Origin of the sequence: Halonotius roseus (genome assembly GCF_006861655.1) — an archaeon.
GTDB lineage: Archaea > Halobacteriota > Halobacteria > Halobacteriales > Haloferacaceae > Halonotius > Halonotius roseus.
The window spans coordinates 528,882-553,918 of the sequence record NZ_SESI01000001.1; the positions used below are offsets into that span (position 1 = coordinate 528,882).

Annotated in this window: 24 protein-coding genes and 1 tRNA gene; 17 read left to right on the forward strand and 8 right to left on the reverse strand. The window is 57.3% G+C overall.

What is annotated here, in order from left to right; all coding sequences use genetic code 11:
- Positions 1-78: 78 nt before the first annotated feature.
- From EWF95_RS02865 to EWF95_RS02900, 8 genes are all read left to right on the forward strand, one after another.
- Entirely contained in the window at positions 79-285 is a 207-nt protein-coding gene (locus EWF95_RS02865) for a hypothetical protein (RefSeq protein ID WP_142442551.1), read from the forward strand.
- The gene (locus tag EWF95_RS02870; protein ID WP_142442552.1) at positions 285-1,250 is read left to right on the forward strand and encodes a RecB family exonuclease; all 966 of its coding nucleotides are present in this window, start codon (positions 285-287) and stop codon (positions 1,248-1,250) included. Before EWF95_RS02865 ends, EWF95_RS02870 begins: the two co-directional genes overlap by 1 nt.
- A gap of 59 nt (positions 1,251-1,309) precedes the next feature.
- On the forward strand, positions 1,310-1,618 hold the full coding sequence (locus EWF95_RS02875) for a PadR family transcriptional regulator (protein ID WP_142442553.1): 309 nt from the start codon (positions 1,310-1,312) through the stop codon (positions 1,616-1,618).
- Positions 1,619-1,773: 155 nt separating this feature from the next.
- On the forward strand, positions 1,774-2,193 hold the full coding sequence (locus tag EWF95_RS02880) for a hypothetical protein (protein WP_142442554.1): 420 nt from the start codon (positions 1,774-1,776) through the stop codon (positions 2,191-2,193).
- A 149-nt stretch (positions 2,194-2,342) separates the two neighbouring features.
- On the forward strand, positions 2,343-4,685 hold the full coding sequence (locus EWF95_RS02885; RefSeq protein ID WP_343193913.1) for a DNA polymerase domain-containing protein: 2,343 nt from the start codon (positions 2,343-2,345) through the stop codon (positions 4,683-4,685).
- A 63-nt stretch (positions 4,686-4,748) separates the two neighbouring features.
- Positions 4,749-8,660 (forward strand): Eco57I restriction-modification methylase domain-containing protein, encoded by a 3,912-nt coding sequence (locus tag EWF95_RS02890; RefSeq protein WP_142442556.1) that lies wholly within the window; start codon positions 4,749-4,751, stop codon positions 8,658-8,660.
- 3 nt (positions 8,661-8,663) lie between these two features.
- Positions 8,664-9,776, forward strand: coding sequence for a hypothetical protein (locus EWF95_RS02895; protein WP_142442557.1), 1,113 nt, complete (start codon positions 8,664-8,666; stop codon positions 9,774-9,776).
- Between the two features lie 181 nt (positions 9,777-9,957).
- Positions 9,958-10,179 (forward strand): hypothetical protein, encoded by a 222-nt coding sequence (locus tag EWF95_RS02900; RefSeq protein ID WP_142442558.1) that lies wholly within the window; start codon positions 9,958-9,960, stop codon positions 10,177-10,179.
- 257 nt (positions 10,180-10,436) lie between these two features.
- Here EWF95_RS02900 and EWF95_RS02905 read toward each other — a convergent pair.
- A tRNA-Thr gene (locus EWF95_RS02905) sits at positions 10,437-10,510 on the reverse strand.
- 89 nt (positions 10,511-10,599) lie between these two features.
- Positions 10,600-11,166, reverse strand: a complete 567-nt coding sequence (gene hpt, locus EWF95_RS02910; protein ID WP_142442559.1) for a hypoxanthine/guanine phosphoribosyltransferase — start codon at positions 11,164-11,166, stop codon at positions 10,600-10,602.
- Positions 11,167-11,338: 172 nt separating this feature from the next.
- Between hpt and EWF95_RS02915 the strand changes: the two genes are divergently transcribed.
- Positions 11,339-11,605 carry an HAH_0734 family protein gene (locus EWF95_RS02915; protein WP_142442560.1) on the forward strand — a complete coding sequence of 89 codons (267 nt, stop codon included), beginning with the start codon at positions 11,339-11,341 and terminating at the stop codon, positions 11,603-11,605.
- A 7-nt stretch (positions 11,606-11,612) separates the two neighbouring features.
- Here the strand turns inward: EWF95_RS02915 and EWF95_RS02920 are convergent, their stop codons facing one another.
- On the reverse strand, positions 11,613-12,110 hold the full coding sequence (locus EWF95_RS02920) for a hypothetical protein (protein WP_142442561.1): 498 nt from the start codon (positions 12,108-12,110) through the stop codon (positions 11,613-11,615).
- A gap of 120 nt (positions 12,111-12,230) precedes the next feature.
- On the opposite strand from EWF95_RS02920, the gene EWF95_RS02925 reads away from it, so the two are divergent.
- A complete protein-coding gene (locus EWF95_RS02925) occupies positions 12,231-13,811 on the forward strand; it encodes an FAD-binding domain-containing protein (protein ID WP_142442562.1) in 1,581 nt (526 codons plus the stop codon).
- Position 13,812: 1 nt separating this feature from the next.
- Here EWF95_RS02925 and EWF95_RS02930 read toward each other — a convergent pair whose 3' ends face one another.
- Positions 13,813-14,337: an HNH endonuclease gene (locus EWF95_RS02930; protein WP_142442563.1), complete on the reverse strand. Its 525-nt coding sequence runs from the start codon at positions 14,335-14,337 to the stop codon at positions 13,813-13,815.
- Between the two features lie 1,080 nt (positions 14,338-15,417).
- Here EWF95_RS02930 and EWF95_RS02935 point away from each other — a divergent pair.
- Both EWF95_RS02935 and EWF95_RS02940 read left to right on the forward strand, forming a co-directional pair.
- Entirely contained in the window at positions 15,418-16,551 is a 1,134-nt protein-coding gene (locus tag EWF95_RS02935; RefSeq protein ID WP_142442564.1) for a hypothetical protein, read from the forward strand.
- Positions 16,552-16,611: 60 nt separating this feature from the next.
- Positions 16,612-17,505, forward strand: coding sequence for a bifunctional methylenetetrahydrofolate dehydrogenase/methenyltetrahydrofolate cyclohydrolase (locus EWF95_RS02940; RefSeq protein ID WP_142442565.1), 894 nt, complete (start codon positions 16,612-16,614; stop codon positions 17,503-17,505).
- Positions 17,506-17,508: 3 nt separating this feature from the next.
- Here the strand turns inward: EWF95_RS02940 and EWF95_RS02945 are convergent, their stop codons facing one another.
- Together EWF95_RS02945 and EWF95_RS02950 are read right to left on the reverse strand one after the other, a co-directional pair.
- Positions 17,509-17,739, reverse strand: coding sequence for a DUF7385 family protein (locus EWF95_RS02945; RefSeq protein WP_142442566.1), 231 nt, complete (start codon positions 17,737-17,739; stop codon positions 17,509-17,511).
- A 32-nt stretch (positions 17,740-17,771) separates the two neighbouring features.
- Positions 17,772-18,608, reverse strand: coding sequence for a DUF7117 family protein (locus EWF95_RS02950; protein WP_142442567.1), 837 nt, complete (start codon positions 18,606-18,608; stop codon positions 17,772-17,774).
- 266 nt (positions 18,609-18,874) lie between these two features.
- Here EWF95_RS02950 and EWF95_RS02955 point away from each other — a divergent pair, with 266 nt between their 5' ends.
- Entirely contained in the window at positions 18,875-19,150 is a 276-nt protein-coding gene (locus tag EWF95_RS02955; RefSeq protein ID WP_142442568.1) for a helix-turn-helix transcriptional regulator, read from the forward strand.
- Between the two features lie 33 nt (positions 19,151-19,183).
- On the opposite strand, the gene EWF95_RS02960 is transcribed toward EWF95_RS02955, so the two are convergent.
- Positions 19,184-20,383, reverse strand: coding sequence for an AI-2E family transporter (locus EWF95_RS02960; protein ID WP_142442569.1), 1,200 nt, complete (start codon positions 20,381-20,383; stop codon positions 19,184-19,186).
- Between the two features lie 544 nt (positions 20,384-20,927).
- On the opposite strand from EWF95_RS02960, the gene EWF95_RS02965 reads away from it, so the two are divergent.
- The 4 genes from EWF95_RS02965 to EWF95_RS02980 are packed head-to-tail and all read left to right on the forward strand — an operon-like array spanning position 20,928 to position 23,572.
- Positions 20,928-21,854 (forward strand): A/G-specific adenine glycosylase, encoded by a 927-nt coding sequence (locus EWF95_RS02965; protein WP_142442570.1) that lies wholly within the window; start codon positions 20,928-20,930, stop codon positions 21,852-21,854.
- A gap of 59 nt (positions 21,855-21,913) precedes the next feature.
- Complete coding sequence (locus EWF95_RS02970; protein ID WP_142442571.1) at positions 21,914-22,225, forward strand: AbrB/MazE/SpoVT family DNA-binding domain-containing protein; 312 nt, start codon at positions 21,914-21,916, stop codon at positions 22,223-22,225.
- Positions 22,222-22,635, forward strand: a complete 414-nt coding sequence (locus EWF95_RS02975; RefSeq protein ID WP_142442572.1) for a type II toxin-antitoxin system VapC family toxin — start codon at positions 22,222-22,224, stop codon at positions 22,633-22,635. The genes EWF95_RS02970 and EWF95_RS02975 overlap by 4 nt, the downstream gene beginning before the upstream one ends.
- Positions 22,636-22,678: 43 nt before the next feature.
- Positions 22,679-23,572 carry a phosphatase PAP2 family protein gene (locus tag EWF95_RS02980; RefSeq protein ID WP_142442573.1) on the forward strand — a complete coding sequence of 298 codons (894 nt, stop codon included), beginning with the start codon at positions 22,679-22,681 and terminating at the stop codon, positions 23,570-23,572.
- 12 nt (positions 23,573-23,584) lie between these two features.
- Here EWF95_RS02980 and glnA read toward each other — a convergent pair whose 3' ends face one another.
- Entirely contained in the window at positions 23,585-24,952 is a 1,368-nt protein-coding gene (gene glnA / locus EWF95_RS02985; protein WP_142442574.1) for a type I glutamate--ammonia ligase, read from the reverse strand.
- Positions 24,953-25,037 lie beyond the last annotated feature (85 nt).

Sequence of the window (25,037 nt, forward strand, 5' to 3'; positions counted from 1 at the left end):
ACCCAGACGACGTAGCGTGGCGCGAACAACGAGCGGCCGAAGTGAACGGTGAATCGGAACCGGTACTTGTTGGATATTATGACCCAAGAGACAGCGATCAGCCAAGAGACAATCGAGAAGATTGACAGCACACCCGGCCTGAGAACCGCTCTCGAAGTTCTCGGTCAGGCGAACCAGAAAGCCACCCAAGAGGGTCGATGCGTTATCGAGTTCTACGAGAGCGACGACGGACTAACGATCTCGGAGATTACCGAACACGTCGCTGAGCTTGAGCAGGGTGTCTAATGCCGGCCCAAACGGATCGCGTCCAGCGACTCCGAAGTGAGGCCGAGCCCGGAACAATTCCCTACGTCTCAAAATCACGGGTGTCGAAATTCATAACGTGTCCTGAGAAGTTCTATTTCTCGTACATCAAGGGGCTCAAAGGGCCGGAAACTGGCCCCATGCGTCGGGGAACCAATATTCACGAGACGATTGAGGAATACTATCACAACGTCACCGAGTACGTGACCGAGGAAGGGGACTTCCCCGATGATCTGGTGCAGTTCCTCCCGACCGTTGATCGGTGGGCCGACTATCTGACGCCGTATATCGCCAACTTCCTCGCGTTCGAACGGCGGCGAATGGAGACCGTTGACAACCCAGAAGTGTGGTTGCCGGTCGCCATCGAGGCCGAAGAATGGCTGGAAGATCCGTATGGCTACGGTGAGACGGCGATCCCGATGATGGGGTACGCCGACTCCATCTACCCGGCCGTGGGATTCCCCGACGTGGATACCGACGACGGCGTGGTGATAGTGGACTTCAAAACGGGGAAGACCCCTGACAAGAAGTATCGCAACGACGGGATCTACCTCGAAGGCGAATACTACGCGCTGTTGTTCGAATCCGAATGGGACGTGGCAGCCGTGGCGGGCTATTACCCGAAGAATGACGACCTGATTGTCTCACCGCTCAAGGAGAGTCGGAGAACGAAGATCGAGAGTGTTGTGCGGGGCTTCCAAGCGATGAACGAGGAGGCCCCAGACCACTTGGAGACAGACGAACAGCCGCTCTGTTATTACGGTGAGGGCGACGGCGAACACTGTCCGTACTACAATATGTGTGGATCGACGTGGGGTGAGCCACTGAAACACGCTGACAGAACGCGGGCTCTGCACGAATTGGGCTACTCGAAAGCCGAGATTGCTGATGACCTCAACTGTGATTATGGTGCCGTCAACTACGCTTTTTACAAGTTGGATCTGTAGCAGTCGGATCGTTACTTGAAAGAAACTTAATTATAGCAACCATACAATATCTAATTGAGATGTTTGATCTAACGGCGTTTCAACGCGACATTCTGTACGTAGTTGCTGGATTAGAGGAACCGCACGGATTAGGCATCAAAGAAAGACTCGAAGAAGATTATGAGCAGGAAATCAATCATGGTCGGCTGTATCCAAATCTTGACACACTGATTGAGAAGGGTCTGCTCGAAAAAGGAACAATCGACAAGCGGACGAACTCGTATAGGATCACAAACCGGGGGAAGCGTGAGATAGCAGCCCGACGAGAGTGGGAGGCTCAATTCATCCCCGAGGAAGTTGTCACCGAGTTTTCTGTGTCAGAAGGATAAGACAGGACGCGCCCAGCAAGTTCACCCGTAGTAGTTCGACTATTCTTATCGCCTACCACCAGAAGGCGGCTTCCGATCCCCGAACCGGCAGCAGTGCCCTCGGCGAGCTTTGAGTGCAGTCAGAATGAGCGGCGACAGACGGAGCTACCCAACCAATGATTCACCAAACAGCACACCGACTGGAACGAGATGGATTTCACATCGTAAACCCGATAGACGACCCAGACGGGACAATTGCGTATTGGCTCAAGCGGGACGACGAAGACTTCGTTTTGGTGACGAAAGAGTACGCCTACAGAGGGCTGGCGTCGTTCATGGAAACAGTCGTACAGAACGCCGCTAACGCTGGAATCACACTCATTTTCTACGAGAATGACGATGAGAGCTTCACCGTTTTTGATGCTGACTACTACGCTGCAACGGCCAAACTCTCGCGGGGGAAATCCAAGACCAGAGATGCCCGATGGTTAGAATTGGATCTCGAAGCTGGCGTTGGATTGGGTGACTATGTTCTCCGGGGGAAGACACCGACGACGCTGGCTGGCGGCAACGAAATGCTGGGCGATTACCAATGACTCAACAATTCTTAGTCACGAAAGTCGAGACCGAGACCGACGCGAACAACAACACCACCGTTCATCTGTTCGGCCGGGATGCTGACAGCAAGCGAGTCCACAAAACAGTCGCGGGCTTTGAACACTACTTCTACGTTGCGACGAGTGAGGTGCTGGGCAATGAGTCGGCCTTCGTTGGCTCGAACGGCATTGCTGGTATCGAACATGACACCGAGCGAGATCCGTTCACGTTCGGAACTGTCCCCGAGTCGGTGAGCCGGGTGACGGTTGAAGATGCTGAGAACGATGTTCGAACGGCGAAGGACTTGTTCGCAAAGACGTGGGAAGCCGATGTCTCTCCGCGAAACCGATACCGGATCGAGAGTGGGCTGAAGGCGTGGGCGACATTCTCACCGGAAACAGGGCGCGTTGACCCCATCGAGTCCCCCGTCGAAATAGATCCCCAACCGCGTGTGCTAACACTCGATATCGAGGTTGACGACCGGGGTGGATTCCCCGATCCCGGCGAGAAACGCATTACCAGTATCGTTGCCCACGACAGTTACGACGACGAATTTATCGGGTTCATCGATGGCGACAATCGGGACATAGCTGAGATGTTCCCGAACGGGAAGCCCGAGGAAGTTGACGCGCTACACGTTGAGCCGACTGAGAAACAGATGTTGGTCAAGCTCGCCTGCTGGATCGGCGAACATGATCCCGACGTTCTCACTGCATGGAACGTTGATTTCGACGCGCCCTACCTCTTGGCCCGAATGGAAACGCTGGGCGTTGACCCCAGCCGAATGTCACTGATCGGGTCTGCCGGACTCGATTACCAAGGGGACGCCAAGATCGGTGGAGTGTCTGTGTACGATCTGCTGGATATGTATAAGAAGAATATGTGGGGTGAACTCCGTTCCTACAGTCTCGATTACGTTGCCGGCGAGGAACTGGGGGCCTCAAAAATCCACCACGAACGAGGCTTCTTTGAGATGTTCGAAGCCGATCCCGAACAGCTCATCAATTACAATTCGCGCGACACCCGGCTCGCCGTTGGAATCAACGACACGGCCGGCGTTATTGAGTTTCGGGACAGCCTTCGCAAGCAGATCGGGGTTGACTTCTCAGATACGGTGAACAACTACCAGTTCATCGAGATGATGGCCCGACGCAAGATCCGAGATCGGGACGAGGTTGCCCCGACAGCCAATCCCGATGGCGGCGAGAAGTTCGAGGGCGGTCACGTTATGGACGCGTTCAGCGGCGTGGCGAACAACGTGATGGGAATCGACGTGGAATCGCTGTACCCGTGGACGATGTATATGCTCAATGCTTCGCCGGATACGAAGATCGACGAGGAGCGGGCGGTAGCAGAGAACATTCCATATTCGAAGGCACCGAATGGCGTGTGCTTCCGGCTTGATCGGGATGGGCTGTTCAAGTCGTTGGTCAAAGACGCGCTTGATCTGAAAGAGGGCTTCCGTACTCTAAAAAACGAGGCCGATCCGGGTTCGGTCGAAGAAGCTCTGTATGCAGTAAAGTATCAAGTAAGTAAAACTATCACTAACAGTATATATGGAGTGATTGGGTGGACTCAATTCTTCTTGTACGACCGGGAAACCGCAGAAGCGGTTACACTGGCCGGACAGGCCGTAGTAAAGGCTTCTGGGAAATACGTCGATGAGAATACCGAAGCCGAAGTAATCTACGGTGACACCGATTCCAACTATATCAGATTTCCGAGTGATTGGGAACAGGAGCGGTGTATCAATGCGGTACTCCGTATCTGTGATGAGCTGGAAGCCGAAGTGTACCCGCCGCTGGCTGAGGAAATGCGCATTCTCACTGAAAACTGTGAGTGGCGGATCGATCCTGAGATGTTCGCACCCCGATTCTTGCAGTGGGGTCGAAAAAAGAAGTATGCCTACAAGGCCACTTGGAAAGAGGGCATGGAACCCGACGCCGTGATGGATAACCCAGAGATCGTGATTAAGGGATCGGCGGCGAAGCGTTCTGACGCTGCTCGGTTGACACGAGATACCGACAAGGCCGTCGTCAGAGCCATTCTCGATGACCGTGTTGACGACGTATCTGGGATCATCTATGAAGCCGCGACCGATCTCGAACCCGACAACCCGAACTGGAACCGGATCGGCATTCCGGGCGGGATCGGCAAGGCATTCAGTGAGTATGAGAAGCCAACTGCCCACGTTGAAGCGGCGATGAATGCAAACGAGCTGTGTGGAACCGAGTTCGAGAGGGGGAGTAAGCCAATGCGGGTCTATCTCCGACCGATGTACTTCGATGAAATCGGTGAGAAGATCGACCGGATCGCGTATGAGAGTGCTGACGACCTTCGACCTGTAGAAGACCGCTTGGTCGTTGACGCGGCCCGGATGACCGAGACGCTGTTGACGAAGCCGCTGGAAGGCATTACTGACGCCGTTGATGTAGACATATCGGCGGCTGTGTCTGGGCAAGATCAGACGGCTATCGGAGCGTTTGTCTAAAGAACGACCTTGTTAGTCTCAGATTAGCTAACCTTTATCAACTGATAGCAAAGAAATCGGGGTATGCCTGATACCTCCACGTTGGCCGATTCTTTAGAGGTAATCGGTTCCCTTGCTACCGAAGATATGAGTGAGCGGGATGTTGAAAATCTCTTTCTCGAAAACGGATTTTATGACGCGCTTGGATACGAAGGAACCGGGATTGACATTCGGAGTGAATTTACGCTTCCAGATGATCGACGGCCTGATTACATTACCTTAGATACAAACGAGGCTGTTACCGCTGTTTACGAGTTCAAAACGACCGGGCGAGATTTGCCCGAACACAGAGATCAACTGTTCCACTATATGAACAGCCTCCGTTCAGAATACGGAGTGCTGACTAATGGTGAGCAAATTCGACTCTACCGACGTGACCGCGACGATCCAATTTTAATCACATCGACAGAAACAGCCGACCAAACCGACATTCGTGACTTACTCAGTGCGCTTGAGAAGCGAGAATTTGATCTCACCAATCCAGAACACGTTAATCAATTCCTTGGCGATCTCGACCCGATACCCCTCGATCAACAGGCTGATCTTGGACAAGAACACTTCTTTGATACGTTCCGACTTGAGGAGGGCAGCCCATTTGCCAATCTTGTGACCGGCCTGATGGATCTCTTGGTTGAACTCCGCGATGAGAAAGAGGCTAAATTCGTCAAAGGAGCCTATGATTTCTGGGAAGCAACCTATGCGAGTGAACCCGATGAAGTACCCACTTCATGGGAACCCTTCATCGACGGAAATCAATCTCTGCGAGATTTCATGTTCTGTTTGGAGAGTGGTCATGCCCTTCTTGCCCGGCTCCTTCTTGCTAAAGCCACTGAGGATCACGATTTCTTTGCGGGGACTGGGCACGACGAGATGAATGATTACTTCAGGGGATTACAGGGATTCGGCCAAACCATCAATCTCGATGCCTTCCCCGTTGCCGCCAACAACCTCATCGATGACATGCAGGACAATTTGGTAGAGGGCTTGTTCCAAGACGATATTTTCGTGTGGTGGACTGACGGATACACCGAGCAACTATCACGGGGTCACGAAACCGGGCCTAATCAGTTCGAAGCGGTGGCCCGCGGAACGGGACAAGTTGAGAAAATAAGCGAAGCGACCCGAAATCGGTTTAGTCGATCAGTGGCCGATCTCTTTTTCAACGTACTGAGGTTCGACTTTGCTGATGTAGAGGGCGACCTTCTCGGAAATCTCTACCAGCGATACTTTGATCCAGAGACGCGGAAAGCCCTCGGAGAGTTCTACACTCCACAACCAGTTATTGACTACATTATGGATGGGGTTGAGTATGAACGAGGGGTTTCGAACGAACGTCTCATTGATCCCGCGTGCGGGTCTGGTACGTTCCTCGTTGAAGCAGTTGAACGGTATCTCGCCGACGTGGAACGCTACGAGGATGACCCGGACTGGAAAGAACATCTCCAAGATCTCTGTACGCGACCCCGGATTGTCGGGCTCGATATTCACCCCTTCGCCGTACTAATGGCACAGATTCGCTTCGTGGTGGCTATTCTCCCCGCCTACCGCGAAGCGAAACAGAGCAACCCCGGATACACGATTCGTCGGCTTCCAATCTACCGAACCGATACCCTCCGAAATGAGCGTAAACTAACGGGCACCGATCTCGGTGAGGATGGTTCCCGGCAAATGACATTCGACGCGATGACCGAGGACGAGCAGGACGTGAAGATTCCCGTTCCGCTCCCTGTCGAAGTTGATGAGGATGAAGCGAACCAGACAGAAGACGGGTTCCTCGTGCGCCGCGTGCGAATGCCGCTGTTCGATACCATTCAATTGGAGACGGGGGTGAACAATTTTGGAGAGTATTTTGCGGCTCTACAGGGTGTACTGGACACAGTTAAGGATCATATGGCCCTCGCCGAGGAATTTGGTGGCGACTTCGATTGGACGTATCAGAGCGGGCTTGAGAAGCGAATCAACCATCACACCCAGCGTGAATATTCTGGCGTTGAGGAGTTCTTCGCTCCCTACGTCAATGATATGCTTGAGAACGTTCGATATCTCAAAGAGGAACACAACGATGGGCGGCTGTTCAAGATGTTTGAGGACACGGTGCTGGCACTTGTTGTGAAGAACTATATGGAGTACGACTACGTTGTGGGTAATCCGCCCTATGTTCGTATACAGAACCTCCCCGACAGCCAGAAGGATATGATGGACACGTTGTATGACGCGACGACAGGCAACTATGATATATACTGTCCATTCTACGAACGAGGACTCGACTGGCTTCAGGACGGAACCGGGAAACTCGGATTCATCACTCCGAATCAGTTTATGGTTACAGACTACGGAGAGGGTCTTCGCCGAGTTCTGCTCGAAGACAGTCGTATTGAGGAAGTGTACGACTTCCGAGACTCGGGCGTATTCGAGGACGCTACCAACTACCCGGCTATCGTGATTCTCGAAGACGAACCCGATGAGGCGGAGAGGGAAGACAACGAGATTCGGTGTGTCCGGGTCAAAGCGAACACAGACAACGAGAACGACCGAGAGTTAGACGAGGCCATAATCGCGTCGGTACGTGAGAATCGGGGGGAGGCGGGCTACTCTGATGATTTCATAGACGTGTTCGACTACCCACAGCGGAAACTCTCAGGTGAGGAATATTGGCCGTTGATGCCCCCAGAGGAGTTGCAGGTATTCGAGAAACTGGAACAACAGAGCGATACCACGGTTGGGGATGTGACCGATGCGGTGTTCCAAGGTATCCGTACCAGCGCGAACAAAATTTATGTGGTGGATGTGCTGGATTCTGACCGAGTAGAATCGGATGACACCGGCGATGTTGTTACTATCGTTCCAACTGGCGAGTCACAGGAGTACGAAATTGAGACAGACTTACTCCGTCCGTTTTTGCAGGGAGATGAGGTAAAGAGATGGCGAGGGGATTGGGGTGGCCTTCACGTCATTCATCCGTACTACGCAGAAGAAAGCGAGGCTGGTGAACTCGAAGCAGGATTGTACTCACAGGAACACCTGCAAGAGAATCTACCTTTGACTTGGGACTACTTCACCACTCATCGGGATGCGCTCGAAGGGCGAGAGAGTGGTCGGAAAGAGGGCGAAGACGACTGGTATGGATACATCTATCCGAAGAATCTTGGGAAGTTCGAGAATCCCAAAATCATTCAGGCACATATCGCTACAGATGCGACCTTTATGATTGACGAGCCGGGGACGTGGTATTTTACTACGGCTTACGGTGTGTTACTAACTCAACAGGTTCGTGGCCTCACCGAAGAAATGGCCTGTCAACTTAATTCCAAACCACTGGATTTCTACTTCAAACATATCACAACTGTCAAAATGGGTGGCTACTACGAATACCGTTCTCAGTACGTGGAAAAACTTCCTTGTGTCACCAAGGACAACGCAGGCGTCTTCGATGTAATGCGCGACCGATCAGGAGAAATTGTGGACTCTATTGACCTTGACAGTAAGACTGAGCGTTTCCCCGAAGCCTATCTCGGTGACTACGACGGCCAACTGGATTACATCACCTACGAGTGGCAAACCCGCCGTTATCCCGTCAGTGCAGAGATTCAGGTAGATGTAGATGAAGACTTTACCGTACAAGCTGGGCGGTCAGACACGATCAGTGACCCCGCGATGTACTCAGATGACCGGGAAGCTCGAAAACAGAGAGCCGAGTACGTTCACGCTGCTGTCAATGGTCGCAATGTCAAGAGTGGTGAGGAAATGACGATCCCCATTCCCAGATCAGATGATGGCGTCGAACACCTTCTCACTGAATTAGAGTCAGACAAACAGACGGTTGAGAACACATCGATAGAGGAGCTTGAGTCAGATATTGATGAAGCCGTCTATGATCTATTTGATCTGAATGCAGAAGAACGAGAAGTAATTGAGGACTATCTGGAAGTGTTCTAATTAATGGATAAGATACAGGACTGGAAAGTATATCAGGATGAGGCTAAGCCTGTAGTAGAATTAATGAAATCAATTAACGCGGGATACAACAAAGCATACGAGTACGACCGGGACAAATTCGATAAACACGAACCACACATAGAAGGCAGTTGTCACCGGTTAACGGAGAGTCACCTTTCTCGAATTTCACCCATTGAGAAGGGCGGCCACCAATATTGGGGAGACAATCTCGACATAATTCAAAAACACGTTCTATACCATATAATATCACAAGTCAAGAACAACAGATCTGATATTCAAGAATTTTTTAGGAATAGAGAGTCAAATAAGGATGAACATTTCAATCCAGCGTTTAGAAACTTAACAAACGCTTGGAGAGACGAATTCGCGTTAAATTATCCGTTTCGGGAATCTGAGAAAGAGAGAACCCAAACCGCAGAGTGGAGAATCATACAAATGTATTATTCTGTTTATAAATCTGTAAGTGCTATTATGCATTCAAAGTTTGAGGATATACGGAAGGGCGGCAAGGGGACACATAATAGCGTATTCGCAAAACATAGAACTGAGTGTATGGATAAGTTACAATCTAAATTATATGTATTTCCGTTTATGTATTTTCCAGTAGATAGTAATCCGGGCAGCGAAAGCGCATTCTCGTGGGAAGTGCCATATCCAATTAAGGATGAAATTCACAATCAGAAACAGAAACAGAACAAGTATGCACAGAATGCGCTAAAAGACATTTACCAAGCATCACAAGAAAGCGAATACCTACAAAAGAACACATTTTTTACATTTTACGATTTGTTAAAGAGACTACGCGAGTGGGCGCAGTACCAACAGGGTGGGATATTTAATCGGCTCTATGGGAAAACACACATCAAAGCCCTCGATCACGCTCTAAGGTTGATTAGTTATACTGCATTAGCAATTGCAGAGGTTGCCTTAATTTGTGCATTTGGATTTAATAACTTCAACAAAGTGTACGATGAATTCAGAAAGAGTTGTCGGGAGGGGGAATCGTATAGTCTACGTCTCATATCGGAGCGGTTTAAGATATATAGTGCGGCATTTCACCCATCTGAGTTTAATTTATCTAACTCCGGTAGATAATATAGACAGAACACATACTCTCTCATAGAATGACCCTCTCTTGGAAAGTTGACGAAACCTGCCCTCAATGTGATAACAGCAGTGAGGTCTATGTATTCGAAAAAGAAGAGGGAACAGGGACAAAGCGATGTTATACGTGTGAATCGTGTGGCTGTGAATGGAGTGAGATGAACGGATAGCGATGCAACGGTTCACTGTTGACGACGACGTTCGAATCGACATTCCTACTGAGGACGATCCCGATCACGAGCGGTATCACCGTCGCCGGGGGGAGGTCGTTGGGGTGTTACAGGATGATGCTGGTGAGGCTACTGGTGACGCGCGCGACAATATCATGTATCGGGTGGAGCTTGAGAACGGTGAGGTGGCTGAGTTTCGGTGGCGCGATCTCCGGCCGGCGTGACGGGATGTAGTGGTGGCGCGCGCGACATTCTTACTGATTTGAGGTCTGTTTTGGTGGTTGCATAGTGATACTCCTTTTTTCTAATCGCATGAGGGCGGAGTACCGGGTAGTGTGACTTAACAATTACCGGCGGGGTGGTTGCGGTGGTTGTTGCCGGTTTACCTTAACAACTATCGGTGTTTGTGGGGGCGACAGTTTATACGGGGTCGTCGCCTTGTGGTGATTAGTGAGTCAGAAGGGAGCCGTAGGCGACCTTAAGCCGGAGGAGGGAATTGAACCCTCGGCCTAATCCTTACGAAGGATTCGCTCTGCCAGGCTGAGCTACTCCGGCACGCCGCCGCTGGCTACCCAATCGTTGCGTGATTGCGGAAATAAGGGTTGCGAAACAGCCGCCGCGCCGTCGGTGGTATCGACGCCGGCTCAGTCGTCGCCCATCGCGTCGATGATCTCGACCTCGCCGTCATCGACGGTCACGTTGATCAGCGTCTTGACGTGGTAATCGGTCTCATCGAGCTCGTTCGGCCCGGCCTTCTTGATCACCGCGACCACATCGGCGATCTCGGTGCCGATCTCGGTCAGCGCGTCGAGGATCGCCGCCATCGTCCCGCCCGTCGAGAGCACGTCGTCGAGGACGAGCACGCGGTCGCCGGGCTCAACGTCGTTGATATACATCTCCGATTCGGAGTAGCCGGTCTGTTTCGACAGCGACACCTCGCCGTCAAGCCCGTAGGAGCGTTTCCGGATGACGACCAGCGGGATGTCAGTCATCAGCGAGACGGCCGTCGAGATGTGGATGCCCATCGCGGCGGGCGTGACGATCTTGTCGACGTTTTCGATCTCGGCCTTCCGAATAATTCGAATGACGATCTCCCGCAGCAGCTCGGGGCGGAGCATCGGGACGCCGTCGCTGATCGGGTGGACGAAATACTCGTAGTCGCCCTTTTCGATGATCGGTGCGTCGAGAAGCGACTGCTGCAGACGATCCATATCTTCTCTTCACCAGACGAGACCTAAAGATGACGATCCAGACAGCAGGAGCGCGGTGGACGACGCCGACGAACAGTGGTGGACGACGCGTAGCGAGCACGGTAGGGGTGACGCGTGACAAGGGAACCGCCCGCATCGAAGCCATTAACAGCCAGCCAATCGAAACCCAAGTATGCAACATCTCATCGTCACCGGCGACCCCGGGATCCGCAAGGGTGCGATCATCGACTACGATGGGCGCGAGCAGATCTGCTTTTCGATCCAGCGACAGGGCGACTGGCACGGCCCCGATGAGGTACAGCTGTGGTGTACGATCGGCACCGAGGACGAACACGAAACCTTCGAAAAACGGGAGTATGTCCCCAACTGGCTCGATGTCGACACCATCGACGCCGACTCCCTTGATGTGATCCAAGCCGACAACGAGCTTTCTGTCTAAGCGTCGATCAGGCGGCCGCCCCGAACATCCCGGCGAGATCCATCGCCCGCTCGACGACAAACACCTTTGCCTTGTCGATCGTCCCCGCGCCTTCGATCGTGATCTCACCGCTGTCGTAGGCATCGTTGAACTCGGCGACCGGGTTCTCGGCGGTGTACAGCGAGCACGCCGTCTGGCGGTTGGTCTCGACGATCACGTTCGGATCCTCGGCCTCACCAAGCTCAACTGAGGTGATCTCCAGGGAGCCGTCAGCCTGCAGGGTGTAGTACTCCTGGGCGGCGTTTTGGATCTGCAGTTCAGTGGTGTTGGCTGCGGCCACCGAGCCGATCATCGACGGGACAGCATCAGTATTGTTGTTATAAAATGCGACGACCTGATCGATCTGTACCTCGCCTGTCTCGCCGCCACAGGTAATCGGCGGGTTCGACTGTGCAGCGGCCGGCCCGGTCGCGCCGGCGAGAAGCGCGACAGCAACGAGCAGCGTTACAAGGAGTATTCGGCGCATACCCCATCATTTGGCTGCGGTCATAATTAGGTTTTGTCAACTTATCGGCTGGTTCCGAGAACCAAACGATCGGCTCCTGGTCGGCACATGGGTTTTGTCGCTGGCGGCCGAACACGAGATATGGCTTCCGAGGGGTCGCTTCCGAGCGGGCTCCCCGCGTCGTCAGCGATCCCCGATCTCCGCGACAGCGAGCCGACCGGAACGGTTGTCTGGCACCGAAACGGGCTTCGGCTCGGCGACCACCCCGCCGTCGCCGCCGTCGAGACCGACCGGCTGCTGCCGCTGTTCATCTTCGATCCCGCCTTCTACGGGGCCGACGGCCTCGCCTGCGATAGCCGACTCGCGTTTTTGCATGAGTGTTTGCGGGGTCTCGACGGCCAGTACCGCGGGGTCGGTGAGAACGGGCTGAGCTACGCCCATGGCGATCCGGTGGCGATCTGTCGGCAGTTCGCCGATCGCGGCTGGCGGGTTATCGCCGCCCAACAGCCGACCGGTCGGTACGGACGGCGACGGGATCGGGCAGCCGCCCACGCGGCCGACGTGGAGTTTGTCCACGGCGACGGCCTCCGGCGATCAGCACCGACCAGAGCAGGCTGGAGCGATCACGTCGAGGCGTTTCTCACCGCCGACCTCCACGAGTGGAGCCCGGACGCCGTCGAGATCGAGTCCTGTGCAACGGGGGTGACGATCCCCGCGATCAACGCTACCTACGACATCGAGCCAACCAAACAGCAGGTGCCGACCGGCGGCACCGCGGCCGGCTGGGAGCGGCTGGCATCGTTCGTCGACGATATCGACACATACCCGGGGAGAATCTCCGATCCGATGGCCGCCCGGGAGGGCACCAGCGGCCTCTCGCCGTATCTCGCCTTCGGCTGTCTCTCCGTCCGGCAGGTCTATCAGTACGTGATCGAGCACGCGCCGGAGACTCGCGCACGCGAGATGTTCATTTCCCGGCTGTTTTGGAACCGCCACTACACCCAAAAGCTCGCCGACTGGCACGGCTGGCTGGATACCGCGGTCAACCCCGTCTTGGAGGGGTTCAACCGCGAGCGGTACGACCCCGCGTTGGTCGCGGCGTGGAAAGCCGGCAAGACAGGGTTTCCGATGGTCGACGCGAGCATGCGGTGTCTTGCGGAAACCGGCTGGCTGAACTTCCGGATGCGGGCGATGTGTGCCTCGGCGTACTTCCATCTCCTCCAGCAGCCGTGGCAGATCGGTGCGGATCACTTCTACCACGAGCTGATCGATGCCGACGCGGCGATCAACTACACGCAGTGGCAGTCACAGTGCGGGCTGTTGGGTGTCCCAGGGCTTCGGCTGTACAACCCCCGCAAACAGGTTCGTGACCACGAGCAGGCAGCGGCGTTCATCCGGCGGTGGGTGCCGGAGTTGGAGCCGCTGCCGGTCGAACAGCTCGATCAGCCGGAGTCGACGCCGCCACACATCCAAGAGACCTGTGGCGTCGAGATCGGCGACACCTATCCGTACCCGGTCGTCGAATACGAGTCCGCCCGCGAGGAGTTCACACAACGATACGGCGAGCTACAGGCCGAGGCGGCCGCCGCGCTCGCCGATCCGGCGGTCGCCGCCCGGGCGTCGCTGTCGGGCGGCCGTGAGCGGGCGGCGGCGATCGCCGACGAACACGGGGAAACAACGACAACAGCCAGCCAGTCCTCGCTGGATCAGTTCGAGACGTAGCTTAGGTTGTCAGATCGCCGTCGATATACTTTTTCGTGAGCGAATCAGCCTCGGTGACACAGCCGTACTCCGCAAACCGCGCATAGAGGATCCAGTAGTACGCCGGACTGTGGGTGTCCTCGGCTTCCGGGAGGCTCTGGACGGTGTTGACGATCGGATCGATGCTTTCGACCAGCTCATCGGCATCCATCTCGCCGGTGATCCCCCCTGCTGCATCGCGGTAGGCGGTCGCCAGCTTTTCGGTGGCGATCACACCGAAATACGCGAAATCAACCTCGGGGCGTGTGCCGGTGTCGACGTAGTCGGCAAAAACCGATTCGTACTCCCCGGGATCAAGGAACTCATCGGGCGCGTACCGCTCGCAGTGGCGACACAGCGTTGCGATGTTGTCGGGGTCGTCGCCGCCACCGGCCGCCAGCGGAACGATATGGTGTTCGACCAGCTCCTCGGAGGGGATCTGATGGCCGCATTTCTCACAGGCGGCCACGTCAGGATCATGTTCAGTGGTATCAGCCCCCGTAGACATATCCAACGGTAGGACGCTCCCTGTATTTAGTTATACTTAGACAACAGCTCACACACGCAGCACCGCTACACATCGGAGAATAGCCCCGATGGCCGACCGGGGAAGACACCACCAACACCGACGCGACTACCGCGACAGCATCCAGAGAAACCCGATGACAGCGATGATGATGACGACGACGATAACCCCTGTGAGGACGACGATCTCCTGTGTTGCCGCCGGGTTCGCTGACTCACCGATCATACGGCACCCAACAATCGGGGTGAACAAAACTGTAGGGCACGCTTGTCGTCCAGAGATGGTGGTGGCGACTGCTGACGCTAACAAGCTGTCAAAACGGTAGAAACGACACCGTGTCGGAAAAGACGACGATGTGGTGTCTCGGTTCTCAGTGTTGAAGCCTGCGAGTGTGTGTCAGTTAGACAGCTTCACAGGCTGTACTCGTATCAATCGGGTTTTTGGTAATAAAGCTGGTCACCGAATTATCACAGTCGATATTCAAAGTGATCCAACCGTGTCCGTAGATGAGGAGTATGCGGTGGACAGACAAAACCATTCTATCGAGAGAAATGTCATATATAAATAATATTCTCTACCCCGGACGTGGCGATACCGGTAGCAACGAAGCGGTAATTAGAACGAAGACTATTGGCGATACACTCTCGGAGGCAGCAATTGAACTGCCCACCTGGTGTCCGAAATAGGGTTCACCATGTTCAGCACTGAGAACCGAGACACCAGATGGACAGATGGGCGTACGATGGCGGCCGTATTAAACGTAACGCGTTCCCGAAGGTTGTCGTCGGCTAGATCGGACACAGATGACCGAACAAAAAACGAGAGATCTGCTCGTAGCTCGAATAGATTCTGATATACACTGTATAATTCACCATATTAGAAGATAAAATTTTGAGCATATGTTTTGGAGCCGCTGTTTCCCAATATACGTTCCTGTCAGGTGACAAAAAATACAATATTAAAGGTGTAGCTCCGAGTGCACATGTACATGCCTCGGCACGCAAGTACGGGCGGCGCGCATAGCACCGCGTCGCACTCATCCGCGAGGTGGAGGATCAACCGATGACTGACGGCACCACATCTGGGACGGCGATCGACCCCCACGAGGAACGGATCCTTGAGACCGCCGCGGCGCGGCCGGAGCTGACCGCCGCCGAGATCGCCGAGCAAACCGGCCATATCGTCCCAACGGTTCGTGACACGCTGACCGCCCACGGCGACAGCATTGACGCCGAAGAAGGCCAGCCAACCACTGGTAGCAAACCGATCGACTCGGCGTCGTTCAACGCCACCGAACGGGCCGTCCTCGAAGCGGCGTTGCGAGAGCCACAATCGACAAACAGGGAGATCGCCGCCCGCGTCGACACCCACGTCGGATTAGTTCGGGATATCCGCGAGACCTACGAGGCGGTGGCAACACTGCCCGACGACGAATCGGCGGGAGCAACGGCCGACGAGTCGGCGATGGAGTTCGATCAGGAGCTGCTCTCATCAGCCCAAGAGGAGATCCTTGAGCTGGTCAGAGCAGATCCGTCGCTCACAAACGCGGAGATCGCCGAGCGAACCGGCAATCGCCTCCCGCTGGTTCGTGATACGATCGCCGCCCACGGCCCCGAGGCACCGACACGACGCCGCTCGGGCGGCCCGAAGCCAACCGATTCGGCATCGTTCAACGCCACCGAACAGGCTGTCCTCGAAGCAGCACTGCGGAGCCCGGAGGCAACCAACAAGGAGATCGCCGCCCGCGTCGACACTCACGTCGGATTAGTCCGGGATATCCGCGAGACCTACGAGGAGGCCGCGACGCTTCCGGACGGTCACGACGGCGAGAGGGCGGCGACGACAGCCGACAGCGACGACGCCGACCGGGACGAGCTCTCGGAGACCCAACACGCGATCCTCGAAGTAGCCGCCGACAGCGCGGAACGAACCTACGCCGATATCGCCGAGCAAACCGGGGCCCGGCTCCCGCTTGTCAGAGACACGCTCGAAACATACGACCCCGACGACGTGATCGCGGGGGCGACAAGCGAGACAGCCGAGTCGACCGCGGAGCTCTCCGAGAGCCAGCAGCGGATCATCGAACACGCGGCGGCCAACCCGACACAGACGTACGCCGAGATCGCCGCGGCAACGGACAGCCGGCTCCCGCTGGTCAGAGATACCCTCGAAGCCCACGGCGACACCTCGGCCTGATACGGTTTGCTGTAGACGCGTTCCGAATCCTTTTGCCGATCCCCGACCCTCATCCGTCTAATGACCGAGATCATCGACGGCAACGCCGTCGCCAGCGAGATCCGCGACGAGATCAGCGACTGTGTCGAGACCCTCCAAGCGGGCGGCGTGACCCCCGGGTTGGCGACCGTCCTGATGAGCGACGACCCCGCCAGCGAGACCTACGTCTCGATGAAACAGCAGGACTGTGAGGAGGTCGGCATCAACGGGATCCACGTCGAGATCGAGCCCGACGCCCCAAGCGAGGAGCTCTTCGAGACCATCGACCGCCTCAACGACGACCCCGAGGTTCATGGGATCTTGGTGCAGCTGCCGGTGCCCGATCACGTCGACAAACGCGAGGTCATCCGCGCGATCGACCCCGCGAAGGATGTCGATGGCTTCCACCCCGAAAACGTCGGCCGCCTTGTCGCCGGCGATGCCCGGTTCAAACCCTGTACGCCCCACGGCGTCCAGAAGCTCTTGGAGGCCTACGAGATCGAAACCGAGGGGGCCGACGCGGTCGTCGTCGGCCGCTCGGATATCGTCGGCAAACCCATTGCGAATCTCCTGATCCAGAAAGCCCCACAAGGGAACGCGACGACGACGGTCTGCCACTCACGTACCGACGACCTGGCGGCGAAAACGAGCACAGCGGATATCGTCATCGCCGCCGCGGGCGTCCCGGAGCTGGTCGATGGCTCGATGCTCAAGGAGGACGCGACCGTCATCGACGTGGGTGTCAACCGTGTCGACGCCGACACCGAGAAAGGGTATGAACTGGTTGGCGATGTCGACTACGAGAGCGCGGAATCCGTCGCCGGCGCGATCACGCCCGTCCCCGGCGGTGTCGGCCCGATGACGCGGGCGATGTTGCTGTACAACACGGTTGCCGCCGCCAGCGAACAACACGACATCGAGATCGAGCTCCCCTAGCTCTCAGTGTCGGAACAGATAGACCGCGTCGTCCTGATTCAGGAGACAGAACCGCGCGCCATCGTTTTCCGGAAACTGTTGCTCGCGGCCACGGAGGATGAACAGTCGATCAAAGGCGGCCGCACAGACCGGACAGGACACACCATCACGGTTGTCGTACAGCCCGGTGTCGCTGCTCTCTTTGAGCTGTTTCATCTGATGGCGGTGGTCGTGGATATCGAACGGCTCCGGCATAGGTACCGCAAGGAACGAGTGGGGTTTGGGTGTTATGCTTGTGCCAATCGCCGCAGCCGATCGCGGGCAGCTGTGAGCGCGTCGTCGTCGCCCGTCCGGAGATACCGGCCGACAGCACGGGCCCCCTCAACAACGTCGGTGGCGACCGCCGGCTCGACATCGCCCTGGAGCGCGTTGAGACGGTTGACGTGATCCCGGAGCTCGCCGAGGGTGGTGGCTGCGGCCTCGTCGGGTGTCGCGTCCAGCCAGGTGCGGAGGTCGCTGCAGTAGGCACCAACAGCGTCGGCGGCGGCCAACCCCCACGCCTCCTGAAGCTCGCTCGGCACCTGTGCAGCGGTCAGTTCGGTACTGTCAGCGTCGACAGCGTCGGTACCAGCAGTTTCGGTGTCGACAGCGTTGTCAACGTTGTCAACGTCGCTAACAGTCGTGTCGGCGTCAGCAGCATCGCTTGCTGTGTCAGCAGCGTCGTCGGCCAGTGTTTCGTATAGCGATAAAAGGTATAATTCGGCATCGGCGGTCGGTTCGCGGCGACGAGCCAGGATATCGACAGTATGCAGCAGCGTCCGGGCTGTGAGGTAGCGATCGTCAAGGGGTTGGAGCTCACCGCCGTTGATGAACCCGCGCTTGCGGGTGTACTCACGCAGCACCGCCTTGAGATCGGTCGCGTACTCCGCAACCGGCTCCGCGGCGATCCGCGCCTGAAACTGTGCAAGCGGGAGCGCGGCCGGCGTGTCGGTGTGGAGCTGCCGGTCGTCATCACGGCCGACGCTGCGAAGCGAGCCGCAGCTCGGACAGGCGACGCTGCCGGTCTCGTAGTACGACCACTCGGTGGCACAGGCCTGACAGACGCGCTGCCCGCGGATCTTCATACCGCGTGTTGCCGACGCAGCCAAAAAGGGGTTCGGGAGTACAGGAGTTGTTGGTTGAGAGACAGAATCGCCGGAACGCGGCGTGAATCGTTCGTATATCGGCCGTCACATACAGCGACGCAAAAGCGAACCAACAAGTAAAAGTGGCAACATTCCAGCGTTGATTTGACGATCTGAGGGCTATCGCACCCGAAATATCACGTCGTGCTGTTTCGAGTCGGTATATTTATTTGAATAAAAGAATAACACCGAAACGGACAGTATACATGTACGACCTCACAGGATTTCAGCGTGATCTGCTGTACGTGATCGCCGGTCTCGACGAGCCTCATGGCCTTGCGATCAAGGACGAACTCGAATCGTACTACGAAAAGGAGATCCACCACGGCCGGCTCTACCCGAACCTCGATACCCTCGTCGACAAAGGGCTCGTCGAGAAGGGCCAACGCGACCGGCGGACAAACTTCTATACACTCACCCGCCGTGGCAGCCGCGAGATCGACGCCCGCGCCGAGTGGGAAGCACAGTATCTCGACGAATAACCCGCTCGACGAGCCCCCTTTCCCCCGCTCCAGTTAGCTGTTTGTATCACGCGACTCGCTATCGGCGGCTGGTACCGAATCGTGAGTGGTTGACGATCGTTCAGCGGAAGTCTCGTCGGCGAACCGCTGGAGCGTCGACTGGGCGTCGTGGAGCGGAGACGACGACCCGATATCCAACGACGGGACGACGACCATCGCAAACTGGACAACGACGACGAGCAGTGCCGGCATGAGAAACAGGCCATACCAGCCGAAAAACAGCGGCCCAAGAATGTAGGCGAGCATGAGCGATCCGATGTGGACGTTCTTCCCGGAGACATACGGGCGCAGGAGGAAATCCGGGATCGAGTCAACGACGACGACCGAAACGGCCGCAAAGAGGACGACGAACCACAGGCTCTCGCCGCCGGCGGTCAGCACGCCGCGGGCGGCCATATAGAGGGCGACAGGCACGTAGATGATCTTCATGCCGACGATCGGGATCAGGCTCGCTGCACCGGCAAGCAGGCCGACGAGGGCGGCCGCCGGGATCGCCGCGCCGGCAGGTGCAAACACGTTCAACACCGAGTAGGCGATGACCGCGATCGTCCCGGTGATGATCGCGTTGAGAATATTACCGAAGAAGATGCTGCTCAGATCGCGGTCGACTGCCCGCAGGAACGACTCAAAGACCGTCCCGCGGGTGTCAAGGGTGGTGTGAAACCACCCGATAAGGCGGTCGTCATCGCGGAGGAGATAGAAGGCAAAGACAGCGACCGCAAGCAGATTGATGAGGATGACACCGAGGGTTGTCGCCGTTTCGGCGACCGACACCAGCGAATTGAGAATCGAGCTGGAGAGGGCCCCTGTCAACAGCTCCCGAGCCTCCGGCGACAACAGAAACGAGGGATCGGTCAGCCGGCTGTAGGTTGCGGGATCGATCCCGAGCTGTCGGGGGCCGAACGCGGGGATATTTGTCAGCCGCCGCAGCTCCCGGGAGACGATGAGCAGCGCGTAGCCGACCAGCAGAAACATCGGCAACACAAGCGTGATGATCGACAGGCCGGCGGCGATGGTTGGATGGCCTATCCGAGCCACCAGCTGGCGATACACCGGTCGGGCAGCGTAGTAGACGAACAGCCCGACAACGACGAGCCCGATGAATGAGCTGAGGATGTAGCCGATCGCCCCCAACAGGACGATACCGGAGAGCAGCCACAGCGGGTGGTCGCGGACGACCGAGCGGAGGGCCATACCACTGTGGGCGGCAGGCCGGGAAAAAAGGATACCGGCTCAGAAGATCGACAGCCCGCGGAGAACATCGCTGATATCAAATTTGAAAATTTCAGCAGCAGATATTTATATCCGTGCCAATACCGTTCAGGTAGTCCCTTGAGTTATTCAAGGCGACTACCCCCCGAACAGGTGTGGAAGTTCCCCCGACTTCCCTTCCTTCGAGGATCAACCTTCTGTCAGTTACAACAATGTTGACTCAGTCAGAACACTGTGAGTTCTCACCCCGTAGTAAGCTCGTCATCAGCGTCACCGATCAGGCTCTCCAACACGTCTGATTATTGGCTCTGATACTGTATGCAGGAGATACCTGTGACTCTCAGCTGTTATCGCATAAAGGAAAAGGCGACATTGACCCCCCTTAGACCCCGCTACCCCACTGGCATGGTGGTAGCACTGCAATCGATATGTTATAGCTCCTTCCGTATTATTATTTCGGTCAGAAAACAACAGCCGCGTCGCACAGAACAGTAGTCCTAAGCCGACCGATCACCGACATCCACCGATGAGTGAGTCCGACGACGGCGGGGCGACCCTCCCGGATGACCTCGCTGGGGTTCGCAGGCGGCTGATCGATTGGTATGAGGCCGATCACCGCGAACATCCGTGGCGGGAGACCGACGATCCCTACGCGATCCTCGTCTCGGAGATCATGAGCCAACAGACCCAACTGGATCGCGTGGTCGACGCATGGCGGGACTTTCTCGACCGCTGGCCTACCGTCGAATCGTTGGCCAACGCCGCCCGCGGCGACGTCGTCTCGTTTTGGAGCGATCACAGCCTCGGCTACAACAACCGCGCAAAGTATCTCCACGAAGCCGCCGGACAGATCGTCGATGACTACGGCGGTGAGTTCCCCGAAACGCCCGCGGAGCTCCAAGAGCTGATGGGCGTCGGCCCCTACACCGCCAACGCTGTCGCCTCGTTTGCGTTCAACAACGGCGACGCCGTCGTCGACACCAACGTCAAACGCGTGCTGTACCGCGCCTTCGATATCCCCGACGACGACACCGAATTTGAGCGGGTCGCCGGCGAGCTCATGCCCGAGGGGAAATCCCGCGTCTGGAACAACGCGATCATGGAGCTTGGCGGCGTTGCCTGCGGGAAAACGCCGCGGTGTGACGTGGCCGGCTGTCCGTGGCGTGAGTGGTGTCACGCCTACGAAACAGGGGATTTCACCGCACCCGACGTACCGACGCAGCCAAGCTTCGAGGGAAGCCGCCGGCAGTTCCGCGGCCGCGTCATCGAAACGCTCGGCGAGTACGACGAGCTCGGCTTAGACGAGCTGGGGCCGCGAATCCGGGTCGATTACACCCCTGATGGCGATCACGGGCGGGAGTGGCTTCGGGGGCTACTCAACGACCTCTCCGACGATGGGTTGGTCGATCTGACCGACCGGGAGGAGACGATGGTCGTCAGTCTTCGAGAGTAACCATCTCACACACCAATCGCAGGATCAGCACTAAGTATTTCTACTACAGAGTATTACTCATGGCAAGTAATACTAGATCGGACGATGACGAACACGTCGTCACCGTAACCGAAAAGGGGCAAGCGACGATCCCGAAGCAGTTCAGGGAGAGACACGGGATTCCAGCTCCCGGACGGGTGAAGTTCGTCGAAACAGAAGACGGCGAGATCGTCGTTCGGCCGATCGGATCGATGCGCGAGTTTCGCGGGCTACAGCGCGAGGGCGACGACGACCGTCCAGCAACGACGCTGCTCCGTGAGGAACGGGATCGAGACAAAGAGGCCCTCGAAGCACTCGTCGATCGCTACGACAGCGAGGAGTCGACCGAATGATCGATCGGCTGGTGTTCGATACCGAACCGCTGATCGCGTATCTGGACGACGAGGCAGGCAGTGATACGGTCGAAGGGTGGATCGACCGCGTCGCGGCTGGCGAGATTGACGGGTATATCAGCCCCATCACGAAGACGGAGGTTCTGTACGTCGGCACACGAGTAGGGTTTCGAGAGGCGGATCTCAGAGCAAGCCTCACACGACTCGAAGAGCTCGGGGTCGCTGTTCACGATCCGCAGGCCTGCTGGGATACAGCGGCAACCCTCAAACGAACGGGGACGATGGCACTCGGCGATGCCTACGCGCTCGCAACCGCCATCGATGTCGACGGCACGCTGTTGATCGGTGCCGATGCCGATCTTGATTCCGTGGACGCCTCGGTCGAACGGTTTCGCACGGAGGCAGTGTGAGTTCGACACTCTCTCGCCGACGTGGCCGAGACACTGACAAGTCATGGTGACTCCCACACTGTTGTTCACGCCCGCTGAGCTGCTGGTCACCCTGTTCGCGTTCATCACGCTGCTCGGCGACGCGTGGTTTCTCTTCGTCGGGCTCTCGGTGGGCTACTGGGTCGGGCCGCGCCTCACCGACACCACCCGCCCCGCTGCGGCGACCGTGATCGCGCTGGCGACGCTCGCGCTGGCGGTCGTTCTCGCCGTGAAGAGCTACACGGCCATCCCGCGACCCGCGGCAACCCCGATCGATCCCGCCGGGCTGCCGGGCGGGCTCGCCGGGTTCGTCGCCGGCGAACTCGACTCCTCGGGGTTCACGTTCCCGAGCGGTCATGCCACCGGCGCGACCGCGGTCTACGGCGGGCTGGCGGCGTTGCTGACGGTCGGGCGTCGTCGACCCCGATATGCCGCTGCCGCGATAGTGATCGCGCTTGTCAGCGGATCACGCGTGATCCTCGGGGTTCACTACCCCCGTGACATCGTCGCTGGCATGGCACTCGGCGTAGGGCTGATCGTCCTCGCACGGTGGGTCGCTGACGACGAATCGATCCCCCAAGCAGACCGCGTCTTCCTGCTCGCCGGCGTCGCGTCTGTCGTCGGCCTCGGTGTCGCCGCCGCTGGCGGTCACACCGAGGAGGTTCGCCACGCGGTGATCGGCCTCGGCACCGCAGTCGGCGCGGGCGCGAGTTGGTACCGGAGCGGTGAGCGACTGGTGGCCGCGCCGACGGTGTCGCTGCCGGTCGCTGTCGGCGGACTCGTCGTCGCCGGCGGTGTCTGGATCGGTGCCTACGAGGGCGTCTTCGGGCTGGCCGGCGCGCTCGTTGGGGGCGCGGTCGGTGTCGGCATCATCCTTTGGCTGCCACTCGTCGAGCAGTGGCGCAAAAAAAGGTCGTAGTGCGGTGGCCGCTCAGAACTTTTCGAGGTAGCGGTCGATCTCCCACTCGGAGACGTTGACGAGGTAGTCGGTGAACTCCTCGTTTTTGGCTTCGACGAACTTCTCGGCGACGTGATCGCCGAGGCCGCCGAGGATCACATCGTCGGCTTCGAGCGCTTCGACAGCGTCGCCGAGGTTCTTCGGCAGCGTCTCGATGCCGTACTCCTCGATCTTCTCCTCGTCGAAGTCGTAGATGTTCTCGCGGATCGGATCCGGCGCGTCGAGATCGCGCTCGATGCCGTCGATCCCGGCGTTGATCAGCGACGCAAAGCCGAGGTACGGGTTACAGGACGGATCAGGGAACCGCGCCTCGATACGGGTGGCGACTGGCTCGCGGGCCGCCGGCTTCCGGATGAGCGCCGAGCGGTTGCGGTCGGACCACGCAACGTAGACCGGAGCCTCGTAGCCAGGGACGAGGCGTTTGTAGGAGTTCACGGTCGGGTTGGTGACGGCGGTGATCGCCGGCGCGTGGTCGAGGATGCCAGCGAGGTAGGAGAGAGCGGTCTCGCTGAGATCGAAGTCACCCTCGCCGTGGAAGGCGTTTTCGCCGTCTTTGAACAGCGACATGTGGGTGTGCATGCCCGAGCCGTTGATCTTCGGCACCGGTTTCGGCATGAACGTGGCGTGGAGGTCGTGTTGGGCGGCGACCGCACGGACGACAAAGCGGAAGGTGGCGACGTTGTCCGCCGTCGACAGCGCGTCGTCGTATTTGAAGTTGATCTCGTATTGGCCCTGGGCGACCTCGTGGTGGCTGGCCTCGATGTCGAAGCCCATCTCTTCGAGCGTGAAGATGATCTCTCGGCGCACGTCGCTTTGGAGATCCTTCGGGGCGAGATCGAAGTAACCGCCGTGGTCGGCGAACTCCGTCGTCGCATAGCCGTCCTCGTTGGTCTTGAAGAGGAAGAACTCCGGCTCGGGAGCCATGTTGACCTCGAAGCCGTGTTCCTCGGCCTTGTCGATGGCCTCCTGGAGCACATAGCGTGGGTCACCCTCGAAGGGTTCGCCGGTCGAGGTGTTGATCACATCACAGATGAGTCGGGCCGCCCCGCTTTCCTCGTCGTTGCGCCACGGGAGGATAGCAAACGTCTCGGGGTCGGGTTTGAGCCGCATGTCGGACTCCTGGATCCGGACGAAACCGTTGATCGAGGAGCCATCGAAGTAGATGCCCTCGGTGAAGGCCTTCTCGGCCTGGTCGGCCGGTACTGACACATTCTTCACCGTGCCAAGGATATCAGTAAACTGGAGTCGAAGGAAGTCGACCCCTTCATCGTCAATCTCATCAAGAACCGCTTGTTCTTCGTCGGTCAATCCACCGTCTGTGGCAACGTTCTTTTCAGTCATATTCCGGACGAGTAGACCATTTGGTGCCAGTATAAAGGTCTTACCGCTTATGGCAATTACACCGCTCAAACTCAGAAACTGGATA

What these genes read in the sequence shown, in the direction of transcription:
- EWF95_RS02865 (WP_142442551.1), top strand. Translation starts at nt 79, where the DNA reads ATGACCCAAGAGACAGCGATCAGCCAAGAGACAATCGAGAAGATTGAC.
- EWF95_RS02870 (WP_142442552.1), top strand. Translation starts at nt 285, where the DNA reads ATGCCGGCCCAAACGGATCGCGTCCAGCGACTCCGAAGTGAGGCCGAG.
- EWF95_RS02875 (WP_142442553.1), top strand. Translation starts at nt 1,310, where the DNA reads ATGTTTGATCTAACGGCGTTTCAACGCGACATTCTGTACGTAGTTGCT.
- EWF95_RS02880 (WP_142442554.1), top strand. Translation starts at nt 1,774, where the DNA reads ATGATTCACCAAACAGCACACCGACTGGAACGAGATGGATTTCACATC.
- EWF95_RS02890 (WP_142442556.1), top strand. Translation starts at nt 4,749, where the DNA reads ATGCCTGATACCTCCACGTTGGCCGATTCTTTAGAGGTAATCGGTTCC.
- EWF95_RS02895 (WP_142442557.1), top strand. Translation starts at nt 8,664, where the DNA reads ATGGATAAGATACAGGACTGGAAAGTATATCAGGATGAGGCTAAGCCT.
- EWF95_RS02900 (WP_142442558.1), top strand. Translation starts at nt 9,958, where the DNA reads ATGCAACGGTTCACTGTTGACGACGACGTTCGAATCGACATTCCTACT.
- hpt (WP_142442559.1), bottom strand. Translation starts at nt 11,166, where the DNA reads ATGGATCGTCTGCAGCAGTCGCTTCTCGACGCACCGATCATCGAAAAG.
- EWF95_RS02915 (WP_142442560.1), top strand. Translation starts at nt 11,339, where the DNA reads ATGCAACATCTCATCGTCACCGGCGACCCCGGGATCCGCAAGGGTGCG.
- EWF95_RS02920 (WP_142442561.1), bottom strand. Translation starts at nt 12,110, where the DNA reads ATGCGCCGAATACTCCTTGTAACGCTGCTCGTTGCTGTCGCGCTTCTC.
- EWF95_RS02925 (WP_142442562.1), top strand. Translation starts at nt 12,231, where the DNA reads ATGGCTTCCGAGGGGTCGCTTCCGAGCGGGCTCCCCGCGTCGTCAGCG.
- EWF95_RS02930 (WP_142442563.1), bottom strand. Translation starts at nt 14,337, where the DNA reads ATGTCTACGGGGGCTGATACCACTGAACATGATCCTGACGTGGCCGCC.
- EWF95_RS02935 (WP_142442564.1), top strand. Translation starts at nt 15,418, where the DNA reads ATGACTGACGGCACCACATCTGGGACGGCGATCGACCCCCACGAGGAA.
- EWF95_RS02940 (WP_142442565.1), top strand. Translation starts at nt 16,612, where the DNA reads ATGACCGAGATCATCGACGGCAACGCCGTCGCCAGCGAGATCCGCGAC.
- EWF95_RS02945 (WP_142442566.1), bottom strand. Translation starts at nt 17,739, where the DNA reads ATGCCGGAGCCGTTCGATATCCACGACCACCGCCATCAGATGAAACAG.
- EWF95_RS02950 (WP_142442567.1), bottom strand. Translation starts at nt 18,608, where the DNA reads ATGAAGATCCGCGGGCAGCGCGTCTGTCAGGCCTGTGCCACCGAGTGG.
- EWF95_RS02955 (WP_142442568.1), top strand. Translation starts at nt 18,875, where the DNA reads ATGTACGACCTCACAGGATTTCAGCGTGATCTGCTGTACGTGATCGCC.
- EWF95_RS02960 (WP_142442569.1), bottom strand. Translation starts at nt 20,383, where the DNA reads ATGGCCCTCCGCTCGGTCGTCCGCGACCACCCGCTGTGGCTGCTCTCC.
- EWF95_RS02965 (WP_142442570.1), top strand. Translation starts at nt 20,928, where the DNA reads ATGAGTGAGTCCGACGACGGCGGGGCGACCCTCCCGGATGACCTCGCT.
- EWF95_RS02970 (WP_142442571.1), top strand. Translation starts at nt 21,914, where the DNA reads ATGGCAAGTAATACTAGATCGGACGATGACGAACACGTCGTCACCGTA.
- EWF95_RS02975 (WP_142442572.1), top strand. Translation starts at nt 22,222, where the DNA reads ATGATCGATCGGCTGGTGTTCGATACCGAACCGCTGATCGCGTATCTG.
- EWF95_RS02980 (WP_142442573.1), top strand. Translation starts at nt 22,679, where the DNA reads ATGGTGACTCCCACACTGTTGTTCACGCCCGCTGAGCTGCTGGTCACC.
- glnA (WP_142442574.1), bottom strand. Translation starts at nt 24,952, where the DNA reads ATGACTGAAAAGAACGTTGCCACAGACGGTGGATTGACCGACGAAGAA.